The organism is Vibrio lamellibrachiae (assembly GCF_050337265.1).
Classification (GTDB): domain Bacteria; phylum Pseudomonadota; class Gammaproteobacteria; order Enterobacterales; family Vibrionaceae; genus Vibrio; species Vibrio kyushuensis.
In genome coordinates, this window is record NZ_JAKJSU010000006.1 from 457,473 (window position 1) to 479,126 (window position 21,654).

General features: G+C 41.8%; 18 protein-coding genes. 8 read left to right on the forward strand and 10 right to left on the reverse strand.

Features of this window, described 5'->3' with window-relative positions:
- Positions 1 to 221: 221 nt before the first annotated feature.
- The 4 genes from L4C54_RS11220 to L4C54_RS11235 all read right to left on the reverse strand — a co-directional run bounded on the left by L4C54_RS11220 (position 222) and on the right by L4C54_RS11235 (position 4,991).
- Positions 222 to 1,823: an MFS transporter gene (locus tag L4C54_RS11220; protein WP_428808239.1), complete on the reverse strand. Its 1,602-nt coding sequence runs from the start codon at positions 1,821 to 1,823 to the stop codon at positions 222 to 224.
- A 223-nt stretch (positions 1,824 to 2,046) separates the two neighbouring features.
- Entirely contained in the window at positions 2,047 to 3,669 is a 1,623-nt protein-coding gene (locus tag L4C54_RS11225; RefSeq protein ID WP_428808240.1) for an MFS transporter, read from the reverse strand.
- 177 nt (positions 3,670 to 3,846) lie between these two features.
- Positions 3,847 to 4,308 (reverse strand): hypothetical protein, encoded by a 462-nt coding sequence (locus L4C54_RS11230; RefSeq protein WP_428808241.1) that lies wholly within the window; start codon positions 4,306 to 4,308, stop codon positions 3,847 to 3,849.
- Entirely contained in the window at positions 4,305 to 4,991 is a 687-nt protein-coding gene (locus L4C54_RS11235) for a winged helix-turn-helix domain-containing protein (RefSeq protein WP_428808242.1), read from the reverse strand. Before L4C54_RS11235 ends, L4C54_RS11230 begins: the two co-directional genes overlap by 4 nt.
- Before the next feature lie 333 nt (positions 4,992 to 5,324).
- Between L4C54_RS11235 and L4C54_RS11240 the strand changes: the two genes are divergently transcribed.
- The 3 genes from L4C54_RS11240 (at position 5,325) to L4C54_RS11250 (ending at position 8,284) form a co-directional block, all read left to right on the forward strand.
- Positions 5,325 to 6,155: a hypothetical protein gene (locus L4C54_RS11240; protein WP_428808243.1), complete on the forward strand. Its 831-nt coding sequence runs from the start codon at positions 5,325 to 5,327 to the stop codon at positions 6,153 to 6,155.
- Between the two features lie 246 nt (positions 6,156 to 6,401).
- Positions 6,402 to 7,007 (forward strand): TetR/AcrR family transcriptional regulator, encoded by a 606-nt coding sequence (locus tag L4C54_RS11245; RefSeq protein WP_428808244.1) that lies wholly within the window; start codon positions 6,402 to 6,404, stop codon positions 7,005 to 7,007.
- Positions 7,008 to 7,102: 95 nt separating this feature from the next.
- Positions 7,103 to 8,284: an NADH:flavin oxidoreductase/NADH oxidase family protein gene (locus tag L4C54_RS11250; RefSeq protein ID WP_428808245.1), complete on the forward strand. Its 1,182-nt coding sequence runs from the start codon at positions 7,103 to 7,105 to the stop codon at positions 8,282 to 8,284.
- A gap of 82 nt (positions 8,285 to 8,366) precedes the next feature.
- Here the strand turns inward: L4C54_RS11250 and L4C54_RS11255 are convergent, their stop codons facing one another.
- The 5 genes from L4C54_RS11255 to L4C54_RS11275 all read right to left on the reverse strand — a co-directional run bounded on the left by L4C54_RS11255 (position 8,367) and on the right by L4C54_RS11275 (position 15,431).
- A complete protein-coding gene (locus L4C54_RS11255) occupies positions 8,367 to 8,885 on the reverse strand; it encodes a DUF2058 domain-containing protein (protein WP_428808246.1) in 519 nt (172 codons plus the stop codon).
- A 135-nt stretch (positions 8,886 to 9,020) separates the two neighbouring features.
- Complete coding sequence (locus L4C54_RS11260) at positions 9,021 to 11,228, reverse strand: sensor histidine kinase (protein WP_428808247.1); 2,208 nt, start codon at positions 11,226 to 11,228, stop codon at positions 9,021 to 9,023.
- Between the two features lie 59 nt (positions 11,229 to 11,287).
- Positions 11,288 to 13,489 carry a bifunctional diguanylate cyclase/phosphodiesterase gene (locus L4C54_RS11265; RefSeq protein ID WP_428808248.1) on the reverse strand — a complete coding sequence of 734 codons (2,202 nt, stop codon included), beginning with the start codon at positions 13,487 to 13,489 and terminating at the stop codon, positions 11,288 to 11,290.
- A 222-nt stretch (positions 13,490 to 13,711) separates the two neighbouring features.
- Complete coding sequence (locus L4C54_RS11270; RefSeq protein ID WP_428808249.1) at positions 13,712 to 14,995, reverse strand: DEAD/DEAH box helicase; 1,284 nt, start codon at positions 14,993 to 14,995, stop codon at positions 13,712 to 13,714.
- A gap of 85 nt (positions 14,996 to 15,080) precedes the next feature.
- Positions 15,081 to 15,431, reverse strand: coding sequence for an ArsR/SmtB family transcription factor (locus L4C54_RS11275; RefSeq protein ID WP_428808250.1), 351 nt, complete (start codon positions 15,429 to 15,431; stop codon positions 15,081 to 15,083).
- A gap of 117 nt (positions 15,432 to 15,548) precedes the next feature.
- Here L4C54_RS11275 and L4C54_RS11280 point away from each other — a divergent pair, with 117 nt between their 5' ends.
- The 4 genes from L4C54_RS11280 to L4C54_RS11295 all read left to right on the forward strand — a co-directional run bounded on the left by L4C54_RS11280 (position 15,549) and on the right by L4C54_RS11295 (position 19,074).
- The gene (locus L4C54_RS11280; protein WP_428808251.1) at positions 15,549 to 16,466 is read left to right on the forward strand and encodes a permease; all 918 of its coding nucleotides are present in this window, start codon (positions 15,549 to 15,551) and stop codon (positions 16,464 to 16,466) included.
- Between the two features lie 135 nt (positions 16,467 to 16,601).
- Positions 16,602 to 17,150 carry a hypothetical protein gene (locus L4C54_RS11285; protein ID WP_428808252.1) on the forward strand — a complete coding sequence of 183 codons (549 nt, stop codon included), beginning with the start codon at positions 16,602 to 16,604 and terminating at the stop codon, positions 17,148 to 17,150.
- Between the two features lie 219 nt (positions 17,151 to 17,369).
- Positions 17,370 to 18,662 (forward strand): DEAD/DEAH box helicase, encoded by a 1,293-nt coding sequence (locus L4C54_RS11290; RefSeq protein ID WP_428808253.1) that lies wholly within the window; start codon positions 17,370 to 17,372, stop codon positions 18,660 to 18,662.
- A gap of 172 nt (positions 18,663 to 18,834) precedes the next feature.
- Positions 18,835 to 19,074: a DUF1059 domain-containing protein gene (locus tag L4C54_RS11295; protein WP_428808254.1), complete on the forward strand. Its 240-nt coding sequence runs from the start codon at positions 18,835 to 18,837 to the stop codon at positions 19,072 to 19,074.
- A gap of 63 nt (positions 19,075 to 19,137) precedes the next feature.
- Here L4C54_RS11295 and L4C54_RS11300 read toward each other — a convergent pair whose 3' ends face one another.
- Positions 19,138 to 20,094 (reverse strand): LysR substrate-binding domain-containing protein, encoded by a 957-nt coding sequence (locus L4C54_RS11300; protein ID WP_428808255.1) that lies wholly within the window; start codon positions 20,092 to 20,094, stop codon positions 19,138 to 19,140.
- Between the two features lie 112 nt (positions 20,095 to 20,206).
- Between L4C54_RS11300 and L4C54_RS11305 the strand changes: the two genes are divergently transcribed.
- Positions 20,207 to 21,436, forward strand: a complete 1,230-nt coding sequence (locus L4C54_RS11305; RefSeq protein WP_428808256.1) for a serine hydrolase domain-containing protein — start codon at positions 20,207 to 20,209, stop codon at positions 21,434 to 21,436.
- Positions 21,437 to 21,654 lie beyond the last annotated feature (218 nt).

Here is a 21,654-nt window from a genome sequence, read left to right on the forward strand (position 1 = left end):
TGGATTGGTGGATTGGTGGATTGGTGGATTGGTGGATTGGTGGATTGGTGAGATGTGAGAGTGAGGTGTAATAAGTGCTGAAAGTATCGATAGTATAGAAGTAATGCAGATTAAGATGAGTATGAATAATAAGCGAGAGTTGTTATTAAATAAATTATAAGCGGAGTAATAGGTTCTGTTATTAATCCGCTTATGGGTAACTATTTCTCATAGAAGTAGCCTTATACTTCTTTCGTTAATCGCGTGCTAGTGATTACCCCTAAACTGGCTAGAAATATCATCATCATTAATGCTCTTTGGAAGCTTGTCAGCCTTGAGTCCGCATTTAAAATAAGCAAGGTGTCTATTTGCTGGTGGTCCATGCCGTACGAGTCTGCAATATTCGAAATTCTAATATCATCTAGGTAAGGAAGTGTTGGGCTTTCCTTAATCTGGGTGACAAAGTGCTGTGGGAATATCTCTTTCGACTGTTCACTGTGTTGTCGAACGGAATGCTCTAATGCCCATTGTTGAGTACCACCGATTAAACAGATACCTAGGACGAGCCCAATGTTACGAATCGTTGCTTGTAACCCACTCGATTGAGCGGCGTCCGCCTCACCTAGAGCGTTGGTAATGATCGCAGGGCATTGCGAAGCCAATACTCCCATTGAAGCACCAGTAAGCAGCATACCGAAGTAGAAAGGTACATGTATGTAAGTGGCGCCGCTAGAAAGCATCAGGATAGTCGCAGAGCATGCTAAACCAATGAAAGCGGTCGAGCATAAGAATCTAGGTGATTTGGATTTGAAGAGAATTGGGCTGATGACTGAGAAGGCAATCATACAAATGGAAAAGAGGAGAATGATAAAGCCAGAGTGAGAAGAACTTAATGCAATGGCAACTTGTAAATACGTAATAATGGTAAAACTAACTCCACCTAAAATCATATACATAAAGGCGAGCAGTAAAAATCCGCATCCACACTGAGTATTCTTCAACCAATGTGTAGGCAGTAAGGCCGTTCTTTGATTTTTTTCTCGGTGTCGTTGCTGAAAGTAAAAAGTAAATAGTGATACTAGACCAAGCAGAACCAAAATCAACGATGGGCTTATTTGGGTAATATCGGTATACCATGTTGGAATTTCAGCCTTAAGGTTTGCTTTCGTTAACCCCCAACTTGGTGCTTTTATCAGGCCAAGAACTACGAGTACTATTCCCGAAGAACTTAGTGCGACCCCTTTAAAATCGAAAGACTCAGGGCTCTCTGTGCAAATAGGAGGGATACCACGAATAGCAAAAATCGTCGTGAGTAAGTAGAAGCCGCTAATGAAAATAAAGGGAAGGGACCAAGAAGCATTATCCATCATAAAGCCACTGGTCATTGGTACCACAGCGGCAGCTAAACCAGCCGAGGCAGCGAGAACCCCAAAGGCTAGGGCGCGACTTTTACCTGGGAACCGCGCGGAAACAAGCGCGAGAATGGCGGGTAATAGTAAAGCGGAGGATATGCCGGTTAGTGGCCTTGCTAAGAAAGTAACAAATCCAACATTGGGTGCAGTAACAAATAGAAGTGTCGCTACGAATCCGATAACAGCCCCTGCGATCAGCATGACTCGCCAGCCAATGAATAAGCCTATTAGACCTGCGGGCAACATTAACGCTGCGCCAACTAAAGGCTGAATAGTACCCAGTGTTTTTATGGCTGAAATATCAGTTTGGAATGTAGAGACAAGTGTAGAGGTTGCAATGGACAAGTTAGCTATATCGGCTGAGATAGTAAACTGTGCAAGACAGAGAATGATTAGAAGTCGTTTTTGGATATCAGTTAAGGGAGTAGTCATAATTATTGTTCTTTCGTTTAGTGACTTTCTCGTTAAGAGTATTTCTTATTAAAAATATAAGCTCTCTAGGAGTTTCACGGCTTCCGATGCATAAACTAAAAGATGGTTTTTCGCTCCAATTATTAAAAATAACTATAACACAGTAAGTTCAATTTACAGGTGTCTCATAAGTTAAGGTTTAGGTTAAATGAAAAAGCCCCAACCGTAGTTGGGGCTTTAGATATTAGTCTGAACTACCCATCAATGAACGTTGAGGTAATTTAGAACATAGAGCCAAACCACCCATCATCAAGGCAATCAGTGTATATAACGCATACTTTACTGAAGCTAGACGAGAGTCTGCCATTACTGCAACAACCGTTTGTTGTTCTTGCACTGGGATTTCAGCTTTAACCATTAGGTCAAGCGCCATATCGTTTGATACAAACGGTAGTGATGGTGCTTCAACAATGATTTGCTTCGTTTCCGCTGAAAGTGAATCGTGGTCCATAACGCCTTTCTTGATTTCGCCCGTTAGAGAGAACAGCATCACTGAGCCAAGGATTGCAACACCAAACGCTTGGCCGATGTTACGTGAAGTTGCTTGAATACCGCCTGACTGCATTGCCTCTTGCTCACTAAGAGCTGAAGTAACAACAATTGATGCTTGCGATGCTAGAAGGCCAGCACCAGTACCAAATACTAGTAGAGAAACATATTGCCAAATAGTGATGCCGTCTTTAGTGAAGCCAAAGAACATCAGAGCGGTACCCGCAGCTGCAACGATGAAGCCAAGTTGACAAATACGTTGGCAAGTTAGGTGACCAAGCTTAGCTGGTGCGCCTAAAGAACCGATCATCATACCCAGTGCAAATGCACATAGTGCGATACCTGAAGCAAGAGCGCTCATTCCAGCCACTAGTTGCATGTAAGAAATATTGATGAAGCCAGTAGCGCCGAATAGCAAGAAGATAGTTGCACAAAGTACTAGACCAACAACAACTTGAGGGTTAGTTACATAAGATTGTGGAAGAAGTGGTGTATTACCTGCTTCCTCAAATTTACGCTCCCATACCATTAGAAGCTTCATCATAGCACCACCAAGAGCAACCATAGGAAGTGCAGGTGAAATACCGATGATAGAGAAATCAGTTAGTGGCGCAATGAAGCCCCAATCTGCAATTTTTAGAAGACCAGTTACAAAACACAGTAGACCTGCACCCGCTAAAAGTACGCCAACGATGTCGAATTTACCTTTGAATGCAGCTTTTGGTAGTTCTGGAAGTTTCATACTGCCTAGCATAACTAGTGCACAGTAAACACCTAGCCCGGCGAATGCTACGCTGAAGCTTGCTACATCGAGAATGAAACCAAAGATTAGTGGAGTTAGTGCACTTGCCAAACCAACTAATGCGGCAATAGCAGAGAACGCAATTGCTTGGTCTTTACCTTTGTAAATACCAGCGACATTAGCCAATACCGCAGGGATAAGTAGACACGCACCTAGACCAGAGCCAACACGAGCACCGTAGTTCAAAACTTCCATGTTTGGAGCAAAAGCTGCAGCAAATGATGCAACAGAAAGGATACCTGCACCGATAATCATTTGGCGTTTCCAACCAATGATTAGACCAATAAGACCACCGGCAATCATACCTGCACCCGCAATAAGAGGGTACATTGCGTTAGCCATTTGAATTTGAGGCATTGTTGCACCGTGAAGTGCGATTAATGCTTCGGTTGAAATAGCAAGACCAGAGTTGTCTGCCATTGTAGAAAATTGCGCTGCAAGCAGAACAATAAGAGGAAACCATTTGGCTAGTCCTGTTTTGTCTGCTGTAGGGTTGGTTGACACTGATACCGTCATTGTGGATACCTTAATTGTTGTAGAGCCGTTGCTCGGAAGTTGTTATTTCAAATTGGTTTTGAACACAACTATTAGACCGTGCTACGGCACCTATCATCCAACAATAAAAAGTATTCTTGAAAGCAAAAAAATAATATACAGAGTGAAAAAAAATATAAAACTCGTACTTTCAGTTACTTACCTTGTCTTAGTCAATGTGTATGAAGCATGCTTACCATTATTGAGTCTCACGTCCAAAAAGATTCGATTTTCTTCTAGTCTCCATAGATAGAACTCAACGAGATTCCCCGTAGTAGGCATACGAATCCCCGTTTCCTTCTGAAAAGCGTCCAGCCCTGTGAGCTGTCGATCTGTAAGTTCAAGGCGAGCATATTCGGCATCTACCTCAGTCAAAGCCAGTGAGGCGTCAAATGTGTAATTGCTAACACCCAGTTGATTATCTAGTGATAATCGAATGTTATTATTGACAACAATAGTAGCGTGACTAATGACTTCTCCATATTCTTTAGATATTACTGACTTACCTTCCCATACTCCTTGATATTGGCTGACGGTTTTTCCTAAGGGATCGTGCAATGAGTGCCCAACAGCAAATGCAAGTAAAGGGAGCATCAGGGCGATTGTAAGCTTTAGTATCATTGATTTTTGCATTGCGTCAGCCCCTCACTTTCTTGGCAGATACGATAGTAACTTTTATTTTTCAGAATAATAGAAGGGATACTTTCTTGAAGATTAAGCTTCTCTAACTCTCCGGGTTCAGGTTTAAATAGCATCCAATGCGGACCAACCTTATGGCTTGTGCGATCGTGATCAGTGGACAGACCCCCCTGATAACCTATAGAAAACAATAACAAACTAATGATACTGATAGAGCCAATTTGAAGTGGAGAAAAGAGAGATGTGAGCTGAAAGCGTGGCTTATCGATCCCTGATGATTCAACATGTTCAACTTTAGGCTCATGTTGTATCACTGTTAGATCGAGTTCTTCACTAATCAAATGAGGCTTGCTTGATAACACGTACCCTTGCTTAGGGATGGTGCGTATTAGCGCTCTTTGATCATCTTCTAATGAAAATCGTAACGCTTTAATTGTTTGATTTATTGTGGCGTTGGTTGCGTATGAGCCTTTCCATAACTGCTCTTCGATTGATTGGCGAGATAAAATATCAGGGAAAGAATCTATTAAAGCAGTAAGAAGGTTCGCTTCTCTTGCTCTCAATCGAATGATCTTATCTTCTTCGTTTTTTATAGCGCCAGAGGTGGGAGAGTATTGAAATCCAGCCACTTGATAGATGGGAGGCTCAAGAAAAGGTTGTGTCATTAAGAGAGACCCTTATACAGCATGAATGGCAGAGTGAATACTACGGGAGTACTTGAGTACATTATTTTGATCCACAACAAGTAAATTATCGGTTGTTACATTATTCGACAAATAAATTATAAATTAATATATATATTGAGCCACCGTATGATTGACGGGCTGTGACCTAGGTATTCATTATAATTGTTATTTTTATTAGTTATTTCCGCAAGTTACGCTTAGTAACTATTTTTTTTTATTTTATCTTGTTTTATTTAGCTATATGCCAGTAAACCGATTCCTTAAAGTGCGTAGGAAATAATTACACTTTAATTACAATAATAGGTTTGAATCATGGCTGTAGCTAAGAAACTTTCATTACTAGCACTACTTCTTCCACTAACTACCTACGCAAATGCAGATGACTCTGCTGAAGAAAACGCACCTGATCCAGGTGACCACACTAAAGTCTCTTCTGTTGTTAGCGCGACTTACGGCGTTCAAAGTTTAGGTGAAGCTGACAACAATTGGTTCCAACTCACTGGGCAAATGTCTGGTGGCAAAGAGAACGGCAATCTATTTCTAGGTTCTCTTGCACTAACAGGGCAAGAGTTTAACTCAGATATTCCTGGTTCAGATGAAAGCTTTGATGTGACTCAGCTGCGAGCTCGTTACTTCGAAGTAAAACGTACAGAGTGGGAAAGCGCTCCGATGCTTGGTGTGTCACTTGATTACATCGAAAACAGCTTTGTTGATGGCGCTCCAATTGATCGCTTATTCGCCGTCGGCGGTCTAGTTCGTATGAACACACCGTTCAAAAACTGGCTGTCATTCCCGATTGTTGCAGCGGCTGTTGGTCAAAACAATTCAGACTATAAAAACCTAGGTCTAATGGATAGCACGACTTACGGTGTGCAGTTTAACTTCCTCAACTCAATCTACCTGCATGAAAATGGAACGCATATCCAGCTTAACCCACAGTTCGCAAGCTTAGATATGGGTGGTGATATGGGTACAGTTAACAGTCTACAAATGGATACTGTGTTTCAGTTCCCAATGAACAGCAATCGTCGTCACTGGGGCAAGATTACCTACACTGAGCATTTTTCAGATTTAGGGGAAAGCAGCCTTAAACACAACGATGCAGGTACTGAATTGAAGTTCACTTATAGCTACTATCTGTAAGTTGGTTCAAAGTCTAAGTAGGTAGAGGGTAATCGGTCTCTAATTTGTGCTTAGATAAGAACGTTGTGATGACTTTAAGCGACCCCAATAGTTGGATAACTGACTATTGGGGTTTTTTATTAAATACTCCACCAAATCAATATGATGAGCCTTTGTTAAGGCGCGATTGAATTTAAAAGGCACGATCAACTAGACGACTGGTCTATTTTTGTATACCATACTGAAAAATCAGAGATGAGATTATCTATGTCGAGCAAGAAACAACTCAGTCAGGCTGTGATCTGTGAAGCAGGAGAAAAACTCTTCGCGCGTCATGGCTATAGTGCAGTTGGCATCAAAATGATTTTAGATGAAGTAGGGATCCCTAAAGGTTCTTTTTATCATTACTTTAAAAGTAAAGAAGCGTTTGCCGTAGCGGTTTTAGAACAGTATTTTTCTGTTCGTTTCGAGCGCTTTGAACAAGCTTTGAAAAATAAAACAGAATCAATATCTTCAACGATCATAGAGAGTTATGATCAAGAAATTGAGGCGATGTTTGACAGAGATGACGCTTCAGGTTGTGTCATTGGTAATCTATTTATCGAAGCGAACGAAGGGTTACCAGATTTACAACTAAAGCTACATGATATTTATCAGCGTTGGTTTTCCCTTTTTGTCTCGTTAATTGAACAAGGACAAAGCAACGGTGAATTTAGGTTGGATGTCGAGGCGTCATCGATGGCATCAATGTTTTGGGCAAACTGGGAAGGCACAGTACTACGTTTTCATCTGGTTCGTGATAAACAGCAGTTTAAAAAGAATATCCAAGATTTCGTCACGTTAATGAACGTACCCGCTGAACGTGGTCTTTAACGTAAGCGAAATTGAATAATCTATAATTGTTATTGGGCGTAGTGTCCAATATTTTTTTAACCACAGAATAGACGACCGGTCTAATTTAGGTGTGTATGTTAAACGCAACAACAAAAATCAATCAGTTATCTATTTCAAATCGTATCTTTAAGCCTGCAATGTCTGAGCAAATGGCAGACAAGCATGGCAACCCAAAACATGAGTTACTTGGTAATCTATATCGCTCTTGGGCAAATGGTGGTGTAGGTCTAATGGTTTCAGGAAATATCATGATTGATCGAAATGCCTTAGGTGAGCCACTAAACATCGTTTTGGATGAACAGTCTGATATCGAACCGTTTAAGCATTGGGTTAAAGCTGCAAAGGTCAATGGCTCAAGGTTTTTTGCGCAAATTAATCACCCAGGAAAACAAGTCCCTAAGTTTCTAGATTCACAACCAATGGGACCTTCAGCTATTGGCATAGAAGGACCTTTAGCGAGCGGTTTTAACATGCCACGCGAAATGACGGAGGAAGACATTCAACGCGTGATAGGCCAATTTGCAACAACGGCTCTACTTTGTAAAAACGCAGGCTTTGATGGTGTCGAAATTCATGGTGCTCATGGCTATTTGATTAATCAGTTTTTATCACCACGTCACAATCAACGCAACGACAAGTGGAAAAATGGTCAGCTATTTTTGATGGAAGTGTATCACGCGATACGTTCAGAAGTGGGTGACGATTATCCACTTATTATTAAACTTAATTCATCAGATTTTGAGAAAGGTGGTTACAGTGAAAGTGACGCTATAGAAGTGATGAAGGCGTTGGAATCTGTCGGTATCGATGCGATTGAAATCTCGGGCGGTACTTATGAATCTCAGTCAATGACGGGTGATGGCCAAAAAGCTGGCGGGTACTTTTTGGAGTTTGCGCGTGGCGCAAAAAAACAGCTAACGATCCCTTTGATTGTTACCGGTGGCTTTCAACAAAAGTCGGCAATGGAAACTGCGATAGAAGATGGTATCGATATGGTCGGTGTAGGTCGACCGCTAATATTGAATCCGAATCTGGCAAATGAAGTGATAAGGGGTGTTGATGACGTGTATCCCAATGATATGCGTCGCTGTGGTTGGAGATATCTTAATATTGTGTCAATGCTCTCTTGGTGGGAAGCGCAAATGCTAAAAGTGGCAAAAGGTGAACAACCGGATCCAAACATGCACGTTATACATGCGGTTAAACACGCATTAACCAGTGTTGGCGTGAAGGCGTTTGCTCCTCGTCGCGGCTAGCAGATGATCTAAGTAAACAAGCGCATAATAAAAAACCGTTCACAATGAACGGTTTTTTTGATCTAGTAAAAGATAAGCTCGATTACCACATCAAATCATCTGGGACGACGAAATCTGCGTATGGGTCATCTTCTGCTGGAATCTCTTCATCAGATGTATTGTTCTCAATAATCGTTTCTTCATCGCGCATGGCAATTTTATCGGCAACACCACCAGGGATAACGGCATAGCTCTCACCAAAGCGAGCAATAGCAAGAATACCTTTAATTAACTGTTCACGTTCTAAAGACTCTACATAAAGAGACTTAACGGTTGTGCCATCAGTAAAGTTGTATTTTATGTCGCCTTTCAGTTCAAGCTTATTCATCTCAATCAACTGTTTCACCTGAGCTTTCATCTCTTTGCTCAACTGCTGATTTTTACGTTGCTGGTTTAGCTCTTTATCGCGTTCTTGTTGAGCTGTTTTGTTTTCTTCAGCAGCGGCTTTAGCTTCTCGCGCTTGAACTCGTGACTTTTTTGCGCCTTTCTTAGCTTTTTTCAACTTCTTTTCGTTTACTAAGCCTGCTTTTAGCATCTGTTCTTGTAGGGTTAACTTTGCCATGGTCTTTCCATATAATTCATCTTGGCGCTAGTTTAACTTTTCGCTCAATGCAAAGAAAGAGTTGCTAGAAGGAATCAAGCTAACAAATGGTAATTGCTAGCTTGATAGATGATAGCTAGAGATTTAATTTGAAGCTTAAGTCTCAGGCTCGGTAGAAGGGGCAACCAGTGGTAGCTCTAACGTAAAGCTGGTGCCTGTTCCTAACGCACTCTCTACTTTGAGCTCACCGCCAAGTAAGCCAGTCACGACATTGTAAGCAATGTTTAGCCCTAAACCTGATCCTCCTTCACCTAATCGAGTCGTGAAGAATGGGTCAAATACTTTAGACAGATTTGCCTCTTCGATACCGTGCCCGTTGTCTTTGACTTCAATGATTGCAGTTTGGTCATCAAGCATTGAGCAGGTAATCACCACCAGTTTGTTTGGCTGATCTGAAAATGCATGTGCAATGGTGTTGCTGAGTAAATTCATTAACACCTGAGTAAGCGGTCCGGGGTAGCTGTCCATAGAAATAGTACCGGATAGCTTCTCTTCTAGAACTATCTGATGTCGAGATAAATTCGGCATCATAGTGACACGCAGTTCATGCAATATTTCAGGTAGATTGAACTGGCGGCGTTGGTAACTGGTTTGATCGACTGCAACCTGTTTGAAACTGGTTATGAGCTCGGCAGCGCGGTGTAAGTTTCGTTCTATGCTGTCAGCCGATTCACTACTTTGGGTGATGTAACTATCCAGAACAGATTGACGTAAGCCTTCTTGCGTTGCTGTTATAAATTCTTGATTAAACTGTCTGAGGGAGCTGGCCACAAGTAACGCGTTACCAATTGGCGTGTTTAACTCGTGGGCAACACCTGCAACAAGTGATCCTAAACCTGCAAGTTTTTCAGAACGTATAAGTTCATCCTGAGTTGTTTTTAGTGTTTTTAGTGTTTCTTGCAGCTCTTGAGTACGTTCATCAACACGTAGCTCAAGCTCTTCTGTTTGTTTTTTTATGGTAGAAAGGTGCAGTCTTCGGTCATTTTCGGTGGTGGCTGCACTGTCAAACCAGTATTGCCATCTGCTCGGGATTTTTGGAATAACGATAACGTCTTGGTTAGGTAGTTCCTCGACAAATTGAGCCAGTTGTAGGGCTGGTTGGCTAAAGTTCCAATGCTGATAAAGCACAATAAACAGTAGTAGTATGGCAAATAGACCACCCATAATGAGGAAAGGAATGATAGTTTCAAAGATATACTGATGAATTTTGGTGCTTTTGATTTCAAGAACTAGGCTCCAAGGCGTATCGGCAAGAGGGTAGCTAATCCAGTACCCATTTTGAACGGCTTGAATCTCCCCACTTGCTACCTCATGGGCTTCGCCAGCAGAAACTAAAGATAATACATCGCTTTGATTTACGGACTCGATTTTTCCACTTAGATTCCCTTCACTATCGCCAATAACGGTTCCATCTTGATCAACAATGGCGAAATGACCTAGCGCTGAGTGCATCTCTATCAAAATATTATCGAGGACTTTGAGAGTGATATCGGTGCCTACTGCGCCAACAAATTTTTGCTCATCGTATACAGGTGCGAGCAAAGAGACCATCATCCCTTTACCCCCTGCGTCCATATATGGTGGAGTCCAAACTTTTTGCCCGTTACTGTTATTTTCTGGCCCAACAAGATCTAATGGAAATGTTCCGCCCGCTTCATAGATAACGGCCAGAGCATCATCCATGTTGTCTGTTTCTGTTGCTGCAACAATATCATCGTGACTGACCCATGGATAAAGTTGAGTGAGTGCTTTATCAGCATCATAGTAATAGCTCCATTGGAACTCACTATGTTGCCGGTGAGTTGCAACAACGGCTGGCATCATTGGAAGCAACGAGGCGAGATCAAAAGTGATGTCTCTTATGTCACTAAGAACAAATACTTGGCCAACGGAATCTTTTAGCGGTTGAGGAATTGAATCCCATAACCCTTGATTTGATGTCTTGTTACCTTGCTCGGCAAGGTACTCGATCGCATCATTTTGTGGTGTTATTTCAGGAAGAGATCGTGCCGAGACAATTGAAGAGCGCATTCTGTCGATATGATTTAAAGAGACAGAGATCGTTTGAGTCAATGCCTGTAATGTCTCTTCACCATGGTGCTCTTCTTCATTAAGTACTTGGTTTTTGATTTGATTGCTTAGGTAGGCTGCATTACCAAGTGTCAGTAAGATGATAAGAAGCAGGCCGCCGTAGATTATGTAACGGTAACGCCTGATCAACTCTTGAGAGCTTATTTCAGAGCGTGCGTTATCACTGGATTCGTCAGGAACAAAGTAAGTGGCGGTTGTTTTTTGTCGATTCACAAGAAAAATCCTACTGCTTTTTGTTAAGAATAATGAAGCCTGTTAAAGGTAGATCGGCATTAAGAGCCTAGTAGCTCAATGAGATCTTCGAGTGGCATTGCTTTTGCGAACAACCAGCCTTGCCCTTCTTCACAACCGAAGCCTTTAAGCTTTTCCAATTGAGCGCTAGTTTCTATCCCTTCAGCTGTGACTTCTAAGCCTAGGGTTTGACCCAAATTAACAATCATTTTTGCGATGCTGTCGTCTTCTTCCATCGCCTCCACGAAGGCTCTATCAATTTTTAGCCGTGTCGCGGGAAGCTTGTGTAGAACGCTTAAAGAAGAGAAGCCAGTACCAAAGTCATCAATGGCGATTTTGCAACCGAGTTGCCTAACTTGAGTGAGAACTTTACAAACGTAATCAAGGTTATTAGCGGCCATGGTTTCGGTGATCTCAAGTTCCAGTTGGCTTGGTAAGATCCCTGTGCTGTTTAATGAGTATTGAAGTAGCGAGATAAAACCAGAGTCTTCCAATTGAGCCGGTGAGATATTGATTGCCATGCAAATATTATTGTATCCAGCTTGATTAAGCTGTTGTAGTTGCTCGCAAGAACGCTGAATGACAAAAGCGCCTATGGTGACCATCATCCCGCACTGTTCGGCAAGAGGAATAAAGCGATCAGGAGGAACAAGGTCACCATTATCGTCTTTCCATCGAAGCAGTGCTTCCATGCCTGTGATCTTACCCGTAAGCAGGTGGTATTTAGGTTGGAACATCATAAACAGAGCATTTTTAGTGACAGCTAAGCGAAGCTGAGTTAGCAGTTGCATTCTGTCTCTGGCACATTGCCCCATATTTTCAGAGAACGTTATTGCACCACCTCTTTTGTGTAGCTTCGCCTGTTTTAATGCGACTTGAGCATCTTTAAACAACCCAGTTAGTTCAGAGGTACGTTCAACTAACTGCACCAAACCGATACTTGCACTCAGTTTAAAGGGCTGCCTGTTGACGATAAAATCGCTGTTGAATGTTTTGATTACTTGAGTAGCGCTGACTTCAGATTCAAGGCCAATCAGAGCGAAAACATCACTACTAACACGTGCTAAAAAGCAGCGAGGAAACTCACTGGTGAGCCTATCAATGACTTCTTTTAGTACGCTATCGCCAAATTGATGGCCGAAACTATCGTTGATTGATGAAAAATCGTCTAGGTCAATGAGTGCAAGGGTTGATGGCTCTTCGTCCTCTCTTGGAGCGCAAAGATACTTTAAAAGGTAGTTAAGATTAGGCACTTTAAGCAGTGGGTCAATGTAGGCTTGCTCTTCGAGCTTGTTATACAAAAGAACATTGTCAAAACCGACGGATATATTCGCACAAAAAACTTCAAGCAAGTGACGGTCAGTAGGCTCTAATGGGTGTTCTATATCGACATATGCAGCTAATCCGCGGCCTTGCTCCGTCGAAAAATAGAGGGTTAAACCATCATCCATTGAGCTTCTCTTTAATAGCAAACAAGTAGTAATCGCTCGTTTAATTCTATTTGATTGGATGCTATCTAGTGGGGCTTGAACTAAATTGCTATAACGCCCAGAGGCGGCAATAACTTGAGCTGTGTTGCTATCATCAAGCATGCCTTCTTGAGCGCAGATCAATCCATCGGGCTCAATTTGTATTAACGCACTTATTTGTTTCACAGCCCCTTCTGCAAACAATCTCATCCCGTGAATGTTTGCGAGTTCAGTGCTGGCTTTAACTACATTCTCCAAACCTTGACGCATTGTTTGCTGTTGTTGAATCTGCTTATATGCACGGATAGTGCTGGTTAGAATGGTGAAAAGACGAATTCTAGTTAACTCAGACTTGGTTCGATAATCGTTAATGTCATAGCGCTGAATGGTTTCCATTTCTGGCGCGTAACCGGGCTGTCCTGTACGAAGAATAATTCGAATTGAACTCAGCTTTAACGTGTTACGTATAGTATCAACGAGCTTTAGTCCCGCATCTTCAGTCTCCATCACGACATCGAGTAATATCACGCTTACGTCGTGTTCTCGTTGAAGTACTTCCTTTGCTTCATCAGCCGAATATGCATGAAGCACTTCGAGAGGTCGCTCCTCGATAGTGAGATCGTTTAAGGTGAGCTCAGTAGCAATGTGAACATCTTTATCATCATCAACAATGAGTATTCTCCAGCAGGGAGGTCGACTACTCAATGGTGTTTCATCTGCACTGTCGTCAATAATCGTCAATAGTTCGTCTTGCGAGCTTTTCTCAGTGGTCATTCAATACCCATTGTCAGTGGCAAATTTGTGATTTACGCCGGTGCGTGTAGTCATAAAAATCATGTGACTAACAAAATCATTAATAAGAGATATCACTGAGTATAGGTGTGTTTTTTGAGCGCTGCTAAAAAGGGAAGGGGAGATTTGTGATGCTAACTATACGAAAACTCAGCGGAATAAAGAATGTATCCCGCGATGAGCTTTAATTACTTCTTTAGACGATTAACGATTAGGTCGTTTGGCCTTTTTTTGAAACTGCTTAGCACTTGTTTTGTTGTTGGTTCTACGGTTCGCTTTTTTGTCTCTTGGGGCACGTTTACTTTCACCACTTGACGGCTTATCAGTAACGGGAAAATCGCTTAGGGTTTGTGTCGCCAATGAGCGTTGAGCTGTCGTACGTATTGCTTCTAAATAGTCTTTTTCCCCATGGCACACTAACGAAAGAGCAAGCCCTTGCTGTCCGGCTCTTGCAGTTCGCCCAACTCGATGAACATAGACAGTTGGATCAGAAGGAAGATCAAAATTAATAACCACAGGAAGATCATCAATATGAATGCCACGGGCGAGTAGGTCAGTTGCGATGAGGACTTGAATTGACTTTTGTTTGAACTTCGCAAGTGTTTGTTCACGTTCAGACTGAGATTTATCACCGTGTAGAGCTGCGCAAGCAATACCCGCTTTAGTTAGCTTCTTCGCGAGTGCATTGGCGTTATCTTTGGCACTAATAAACACTAATACTTGAGACCAATTGCTAGTTTCAATCTGCTGGATTAACGCTTTTGTTTTGCTGCCTTTATTGACGAGAAATAGCCTCTCTTCGATATTGTCGACAACTTGGTTAATCTGATTAACTTGAACATAACTAGGTTGCTTTAGCTGACCGTTGAGTCGTTCCTCAAGTTCACTCGGTAACGTTGCGGAGAACATCATGGTCTGTCGTGATTGAGGTAACGCGGCCAATATTGTTTGTATATCAGGCCAAAAGCCCATATCTAAAAGTCGGTCAGCTTCATCCAATACGATTCGTTTAACGTTATTAACGGTAAGGTGATTGGTTTGGATTAAATCCAATAAACGGCCCGGGGTAGCGACAACAAGATGAGGTTGATTTTGCAATTGTTCAACCTGACTATCTTTGTCTACACCGCCGCATAGAAGAAGGGAATTAATCTCTAGTTTGCTTGCTTGAGCGAGTGTTTCAATGACCTTACTCAGTTCAGTATGAACTTGGGCTGCAAGCTCTCGTGTAGGGACGATAATGATATTCAGTTCATTAGCATTTGATTCAAGAGTCTGTTGTAGTGCTTTTGCATCAGTCAACATAGTCTCAATAATAGGCAGACCGTAAGCCAATGTTTTACCACTTCCCGTTTGTGCTATTGCAAGTAGATCATTGCCTTTGAGAATAAGCGGGACAGATTGAGACTGAATTTCTGTCGGTTTCTTAAAAGCTTTAGGTAGAGCGTCAATCAGCTCTAGGCTTAAATTTAAGTTGGAAAATGACATTAGATAACTAATTTATAGAAGCGAAAACACAGGGCGCACCATACCATAAGCGATGAACGCGACCTATTGCTTTTCAAGGCAGAATTTAACCCTCATCTAGGCAGCATTCGTCTTGTAGAAACCCAATGACAGATTGAAGCTTATCAAATTCAGCAACACAGTAGAGTGTTCGGCCTTCACGGCGCTGAGTAATAAGCCCAGCAGAAGCGAGGTTTGAAATATGGTGAGACAAGGTTGAACCGGGCACATTCAGTTTTTGTTGCAATCCACCAACAGCGACACCTTGATAGCCAGCACGAATAACGCTTCTAAAAATCATCAGGCGAGTAGGGTGTCCTAATTCTTTCAACGCTTTGGCGACCGTATCAATATCTAGGCTTTCGTTGTCTAAGGTAGCAGTAGATAAACCTTCATTATTCAAATTATCGATATCCATGTTTGACCTCTATGATGTTTATATTTCGATATTACTAGAAATATATTGATCAATCCAATGGTGAAGAGTATATTTCGATTATTCTAGAAATGTAGATTCAATTGTGGAGTGATAGTTATGATGGGCATCGAGATGAGCATGGTGAAAGAGACGTTGAATATGTTCGCTTTTCTGGCGGTAGAATTAACCGTATTGTTTCTTTTGATTAGCTACTTTGTGGGCGTTCTTCAGGTGTATATCCCACCGACGAAAATACAAAGTATTTTGAGTGGCAAAAATGGTAAAGGTTATATAGTGGCAGGCTTTTTGGGGGCAATTACCCCATTTTGTTCGTGTTCAACCATTCCATTTTTAAAAGGCTTATTAAGAGCCAAAGCAGGTTTTGGCACTATGATGGTGTTTCTATTTGCTAGCCCTTTACTTAATCCAATCATCATCGGGTTATTTGCCGTAACGTTTGGGGTGAAGGTAACGGTTTTCTACTTTGTTATAGCGATGGGTGTATCGGTGATCGCGGGCTATACACTGGAAAAGCTAGGGTTTGAAAAGTACGTAAAACCGGAAGCTTATTTGAGCCCAGAAAAGAAAGGCTGTGGCTCGTCTTGCTCATCGAAAAATGCGCCAGTTAGCCAATGGAAGCGTATTTGGGATACAACGTGGACTGATTTTAAAAAGGTATTGCCTTATCTATTTGGTGGTATTGCACTGGGTTCGATGATTTATGGGTTTATGCCAACGGAATTTGTGGCGAGTGTGGCCAGTGAAAACAATCCGTTTGCGATTCCGGTTGCAGCAGTGATTGGTATTCCACTCTACATTCGTGCAGAAGCGGTGATCCCATTGAGTGCAGCATTAGCAGCGAAAGGAATGGGGCTTGGTGCTGTGATGGCGCTGATTATTGGAAGTGCAGGTGCGAGCTTAACAGAAGTGATCCTGCTTAAATCGATCTTTAAGAATCAGATGATCTATGCATTCTTAACTGTGATCGTATCGATGGCCATCAGTGCCGGCTATCTATATATGTTGATGTTCTAGCATGTGGTAAGACGATGGAGGTTAGGCTTTGAATGAATTTGTAGATAAAAGGTAGTTGTATAATTTATTGGGTGAATATTTTTGGCTTGATGTATAGAATTGGCGAGATATAAAACGACAAGGATGTTTATCTCAATGAAACGATACACAACTGCATGCGTAGTGCTGCTTTTATCTACTCTATTACCAGTGGAGGCTCTAGCAAAAAAAGGTAAATCTGCTGGATTTGCTGCGGGTAGCGCATTAAGCGCTTTAGGTGGTTTAAAGATCTACGATGAAGATACGTTAACAGTTGATGCACTTCGCTCTTGTCTGGAGCTGGAAGTCGTTATCGATGAAGCAGAAAAGCAGTTAGATATTGACGTCCAACCAATCAATAGAGTTGAAGAGAGCATGGCGAGAGCCGAAGAGAGATTGGAAAAATTAGATCATTATTTCGCTAAGAATGAGGACGTTGAATTCTATATTGATGCTGAACTAGCTGAATATAATCGCGAGGTGGACCGCTATAATCGAATTATTGCTGCTTTTAACGAAGATCTTGAAAGGTATCAACGACTGGAAGGTCCCTATAATTATAAAGTTGATAGCTATAATGCCAAAATTGACAGCTTTGATTTGGAGTGTGAAGGTAAAAGCTATTACGATGAAGATTATGCGAAAGTCGCGGATAGCATAAACTAAATGGTTTTATAACTGGTTGAGTATCTGTTGCTTAACCAGCGCCTTCCTCATACCTTATCGATTATGGTGATAAGGTGCCGTAAATACAGGCGTATCCGCTTATTTCACTGCGGAGTTGACGAAAATAGTGCCGTTTCAATTCGTATTGCTCTATAATCTGCGACCGTATTTTTGGTTATGCTGTACGTGGTTGTAGCCGTTTAGTTTAGGAACATAACAATGTCATTTTCATCTCAGAATTTTGCGCCAGAAATTGTGAAAGCACTTTCCGAGTGCGGCTACGAAAAACTCACGCCAGTTCAACAAAAAGCGATCCCGTTTGCTCGTAAGGGGCACGATATTTTAGCGAACGCTCAGACAGGTACGGGAAAAACAGCGGCTTTCTCTCTACCGATTATTCAGCAGATATTAGATAAATCTAAAACTAAAAATAATCACCAAGCTCGTGCTCTGATATTGGCTCCAACGCGCGAACTAGCGGCTCAAATCGCGCAAAACATTGAAGACTACATTAAGTACACGTCATTGACGGTAACCGCTATTTACGGTGGCGTTAAGATGTCTTCGCAAGTGACGAAGCTGCAAAAAGGGTCTGATATTCTTGTTGCTACGCCCGGTCGCTTGATTGAGCACCTTGAAGAGAAGAATGTCTCTGTCGCTAACTTAGAATTTCTTGTCTTTGATGAAGCAGACAGAATGCTTGATATGGGGTTCATCTCCTCTATCGAAACGATCATGGCAGGTGTTGAGACAAAACCTCAAACGATGTTATTTTCCGCGACGTTCTCACCACAAATGAACAAGCTAGCTGGCGAAATCTTAAAGCAGCCGAAACGAATTTCGGTCGCGAGAGAAAATGTGACTGCAGATACCATTGCTCACGTTGTTTACCCAGTAGATCAAGAAAGAAAACACGAGATGTTATCTGAGCTTATTGGTCGTAAAAACTGGCAGCAGGTGTTGGTGTTTGTGAACTATAAAGAAACAGCCAACATGTTACTCAAAGAGCTTAAGCTTGACGGTATCAAAGCGGTACTTTGCCATGGTGATAAAGCGCAAAGCGCACGTCGAAGAGCGCTAGATGAGTTCAAAGAAGGTAAAGTACGCGTTATGATCGCAACCGATGTTGCTGCTCGTGGCTTGGACATTAAGGATCTTCCTCATGTAGTCAACTTTGATATGCCGTTCTTGGCTGAAGATTACGTTCACCGAATCGGACGTACAGGCCGTGCTGGCCAAAAAGGTCATGCCGTATCATTTGTAAGCCGCGAGGAAGAACTTACACTTCAGCAAGTCGAATCATTAATCGGGCACACCATCCGCCGTGTTGAACAAGCGGGTTATGAACCGAAAAATCGTGATGCTCTATTGCAAAAAATGCATTCTAAGCCGGCGTTTAAAAATCGCAAAACTCGTACAAATAACCCGTCTGATTCAGACCAAGGATCAGCAGAAAAAAGAGTACGATTGCATAATATGTTAAAAAAACGCTCTGCAGGATCTAACAAGTAGCCCCTACTCTTTTCGACAAGTTACTCTTTATGAAAGCGCCAATGATGTGAATCATTTGGCGTTTTTTGTTTTTATACCTATAAATTTCATTGTGAACATTTCCAATCTACGGATTAACTGCTTTATTTATAAATGAAAAAGGATAACCAATCGGTAAATTACAAGGAGATTCATGTTGAAGACAATGACTTGCAAGCAGTTGGGTGGTGCATGTGATTTACAATTTCATGCTGAAACATTTGAACAGATGGTAGAGATTAGCAAGCAACATGGAATGGAAATGTTTCAAGTCCATGATAACCAGCATTTGGAAGCCATGGAAAAAATCAAACAGATGATGGCAGACCCTGAAGCGATGAAAGCATGGTATGAAACTAAAAAAGACGAATTTGAACAACTTAGTGAGGATTGATCGAAGTCGTTAAGTTTGTATCTAGGGCTTAGTGTGCCCTAAAGACGTCAAGAACTCAGGCTATTAAGGTTTCGTTGATACTGTTCCATAAGGCTTATTCGCGAGTTCTTCGTTTTGAAACAGCTCCTTAGAGATTTCAATGATCAAGTTGCGCAAAAATTGATGAGCAGGTTCGTGATGAACCCGTTGATGCCAAAAACAGTGCAAGGGAATCAGTGGAATCTCTTCAACATCCTTAGTAAAGAATCCCTCTTTTGCTAAACGTTTTGCTGCTTCTGAAGCAAATACCCCAACAATATCGGAATGCTGGATGGTCGAAGACAATACAGCAAAAGTCGATGCAGCCATGACAACCTTTCGTTTTTTCCCCAATTTATGCGCCAGTTCATCTACATGTTGCTGCCCACGCGCCAGAGGCTCAACTCTCACATGAGGATAATCAAAAACCTCACTCATTTTAAACTCTTTGTTGGCTAGTGGATGAGAGCGACGAGTGACAATGCTCATTTTCATATTTCCGAGTTGATAACCGTAGAGTTGGTTGTTCGGCTTGTCGATTGCGTTGATTGCAATATCAACACTTCCTTCGAGTAGTTGCTGCTCTATATTCGCAGGCCAATTAACCACTTTAATGACTGCGTTTGGTGCAAGTGTTGCTAATCGGCTTAGTAGAACGGGGATGAGAACAACGGCTGCGATGTCTTGTAGTGCGATAGTGAAAGATTGCGTAATAGTTTTTGGTTCGAACTCTTCACATTGCATTAGTTCGTCAAATTGACTGAGAAGGGTGTCGAGTTTATCTGTTAAAGATAGCGCTTTTTTAGTGGGGACCATTTCTCGCCCAACTTGAACCAGTAAAGGGTCACCCATCGCATTTCGCAGCTTATTTAGGTGGTAAGTAACCCCCGCAGGTTGCATCGCCAGTTTGTTGGCAACTGAGGTAATGTTCGGCTCTTGTAGAAGCTGGGCTAACACTCTGAGAGATTTTAGCTCAACGTTCGTTAGGTTACGTAAAGACATTAGATACCTTTAAAAATATTTAAATGAAGCGTTAATAACATTTAAATTAAATTAATTGCAACTAGGTTATACCATCTCGTTGAACTGTTAAACCCTACAATTAAGGTGACTTATGTCTGTCGATACTATTACAAAAAATATTGCTCCATCACCGAGCTGGTTAGATTTAGAAATCATGCAAGGCTTTCCATGTGCACCAGAAAAACAAGTGAAGAATACTAACTGGGTTTGGTACCCGTTTAATCGTTGGGGCTTTCAAAATGTCAGCAAATTCTTGCCTACAACACCGGTTGTTACAGGGTCGTGTATTCCTTGGGAAATAGCACCTTCAACAGATGTTATGCCACTGACTTCACCTAGAGCGGACGGAGAGCCATCAACCGTTGAGAATATACTTAACAGTCATAACACTGATGCGTTTGTTGTTGTTCATAAAGGCAAGATTGTACAAGAGAAGTACTTTAATGAGATGACACCAAACACTCAGCATTGGCTAGCTTCAATGACGAAATCGTTCACGGGCTTGGTTTCTGAAATATTGATATCTAAGGGTTTACTTGAGCGTGAAGTATTAGCTGAAACTTATGTTTCTGAATTAAAAGGTACCGCTATTGGTTCATCGACAATACAACAGTTACTTGATATGACTGCGGGTACGGCTTGGGATGAGTCGATGGATGCATTAATGAACGAACAATCGTTTGCACGCCAGTACGGAAATGCTGTTGGCACGTGGCCTATTGATAATAGTGCGAATGGTGTGTTTGGAATCCTCCCTCAAATAGGGTCAGAGCGTGAGCATGGTGAAAGCTTTGTTTATAACTCACCTTTGGTCGATGCAATGGGCTGGGTGATAAGTGCAGTTACGGATAAACGTTATGAAGAAGTATTGTCAGAGTTATTCTTGAAAGATCTTGGTACAGAAGATGATGTTTACATGATGGCTGATACTAATACACACGCCTGGGCAACGGGTGGTTTAAACATGACAGCTCGTGATGCGGCACGTTTTGGTCAGCTTTTAGTAAATAAAGGCGAGTTTGGCGGTAAAGAAATCTTCCCAGAGTCTGTGATCAAGTCGATTGAAAGCAGTGATGTAAGTTTAGGTGAAGCTTTTAAAGAGCGTATACCGGGTGGGGCGTATAGTAGCTTTTTCTGGCTAACGAATGATGAAGATGGCAGCTATATGGCTAAGGGTATGTTTAGCCAGTACATCTACATCAACCCAACGAAAGAGGTTGTCATTGTGCGTTTAGCGTCGCCAGAGGTTTCTGCTAAACCAGAATTTGATGTGGAAATGTTACCGCTGTTCAATGTGGTCGCTAAAGCGTTAAGCAAGTAAGAATTTGGATATCCTTAATATTTAATTAGTGTTGAGATTTACCGAAGAGCGAGGCGATTGAGCCTCGTTTTTTTGGGCGAGAGTTAATTTGTTGGTTAATTGTGCTTCTAAATATTAATAAAAAAAATAACACCACTTGTTACTAATTATTTTATTTCAATGGGTTACGTTTGTTGTTATTCGTTGTTATTGGTTTCTGGAGGAGTGAGTTCTTCTGA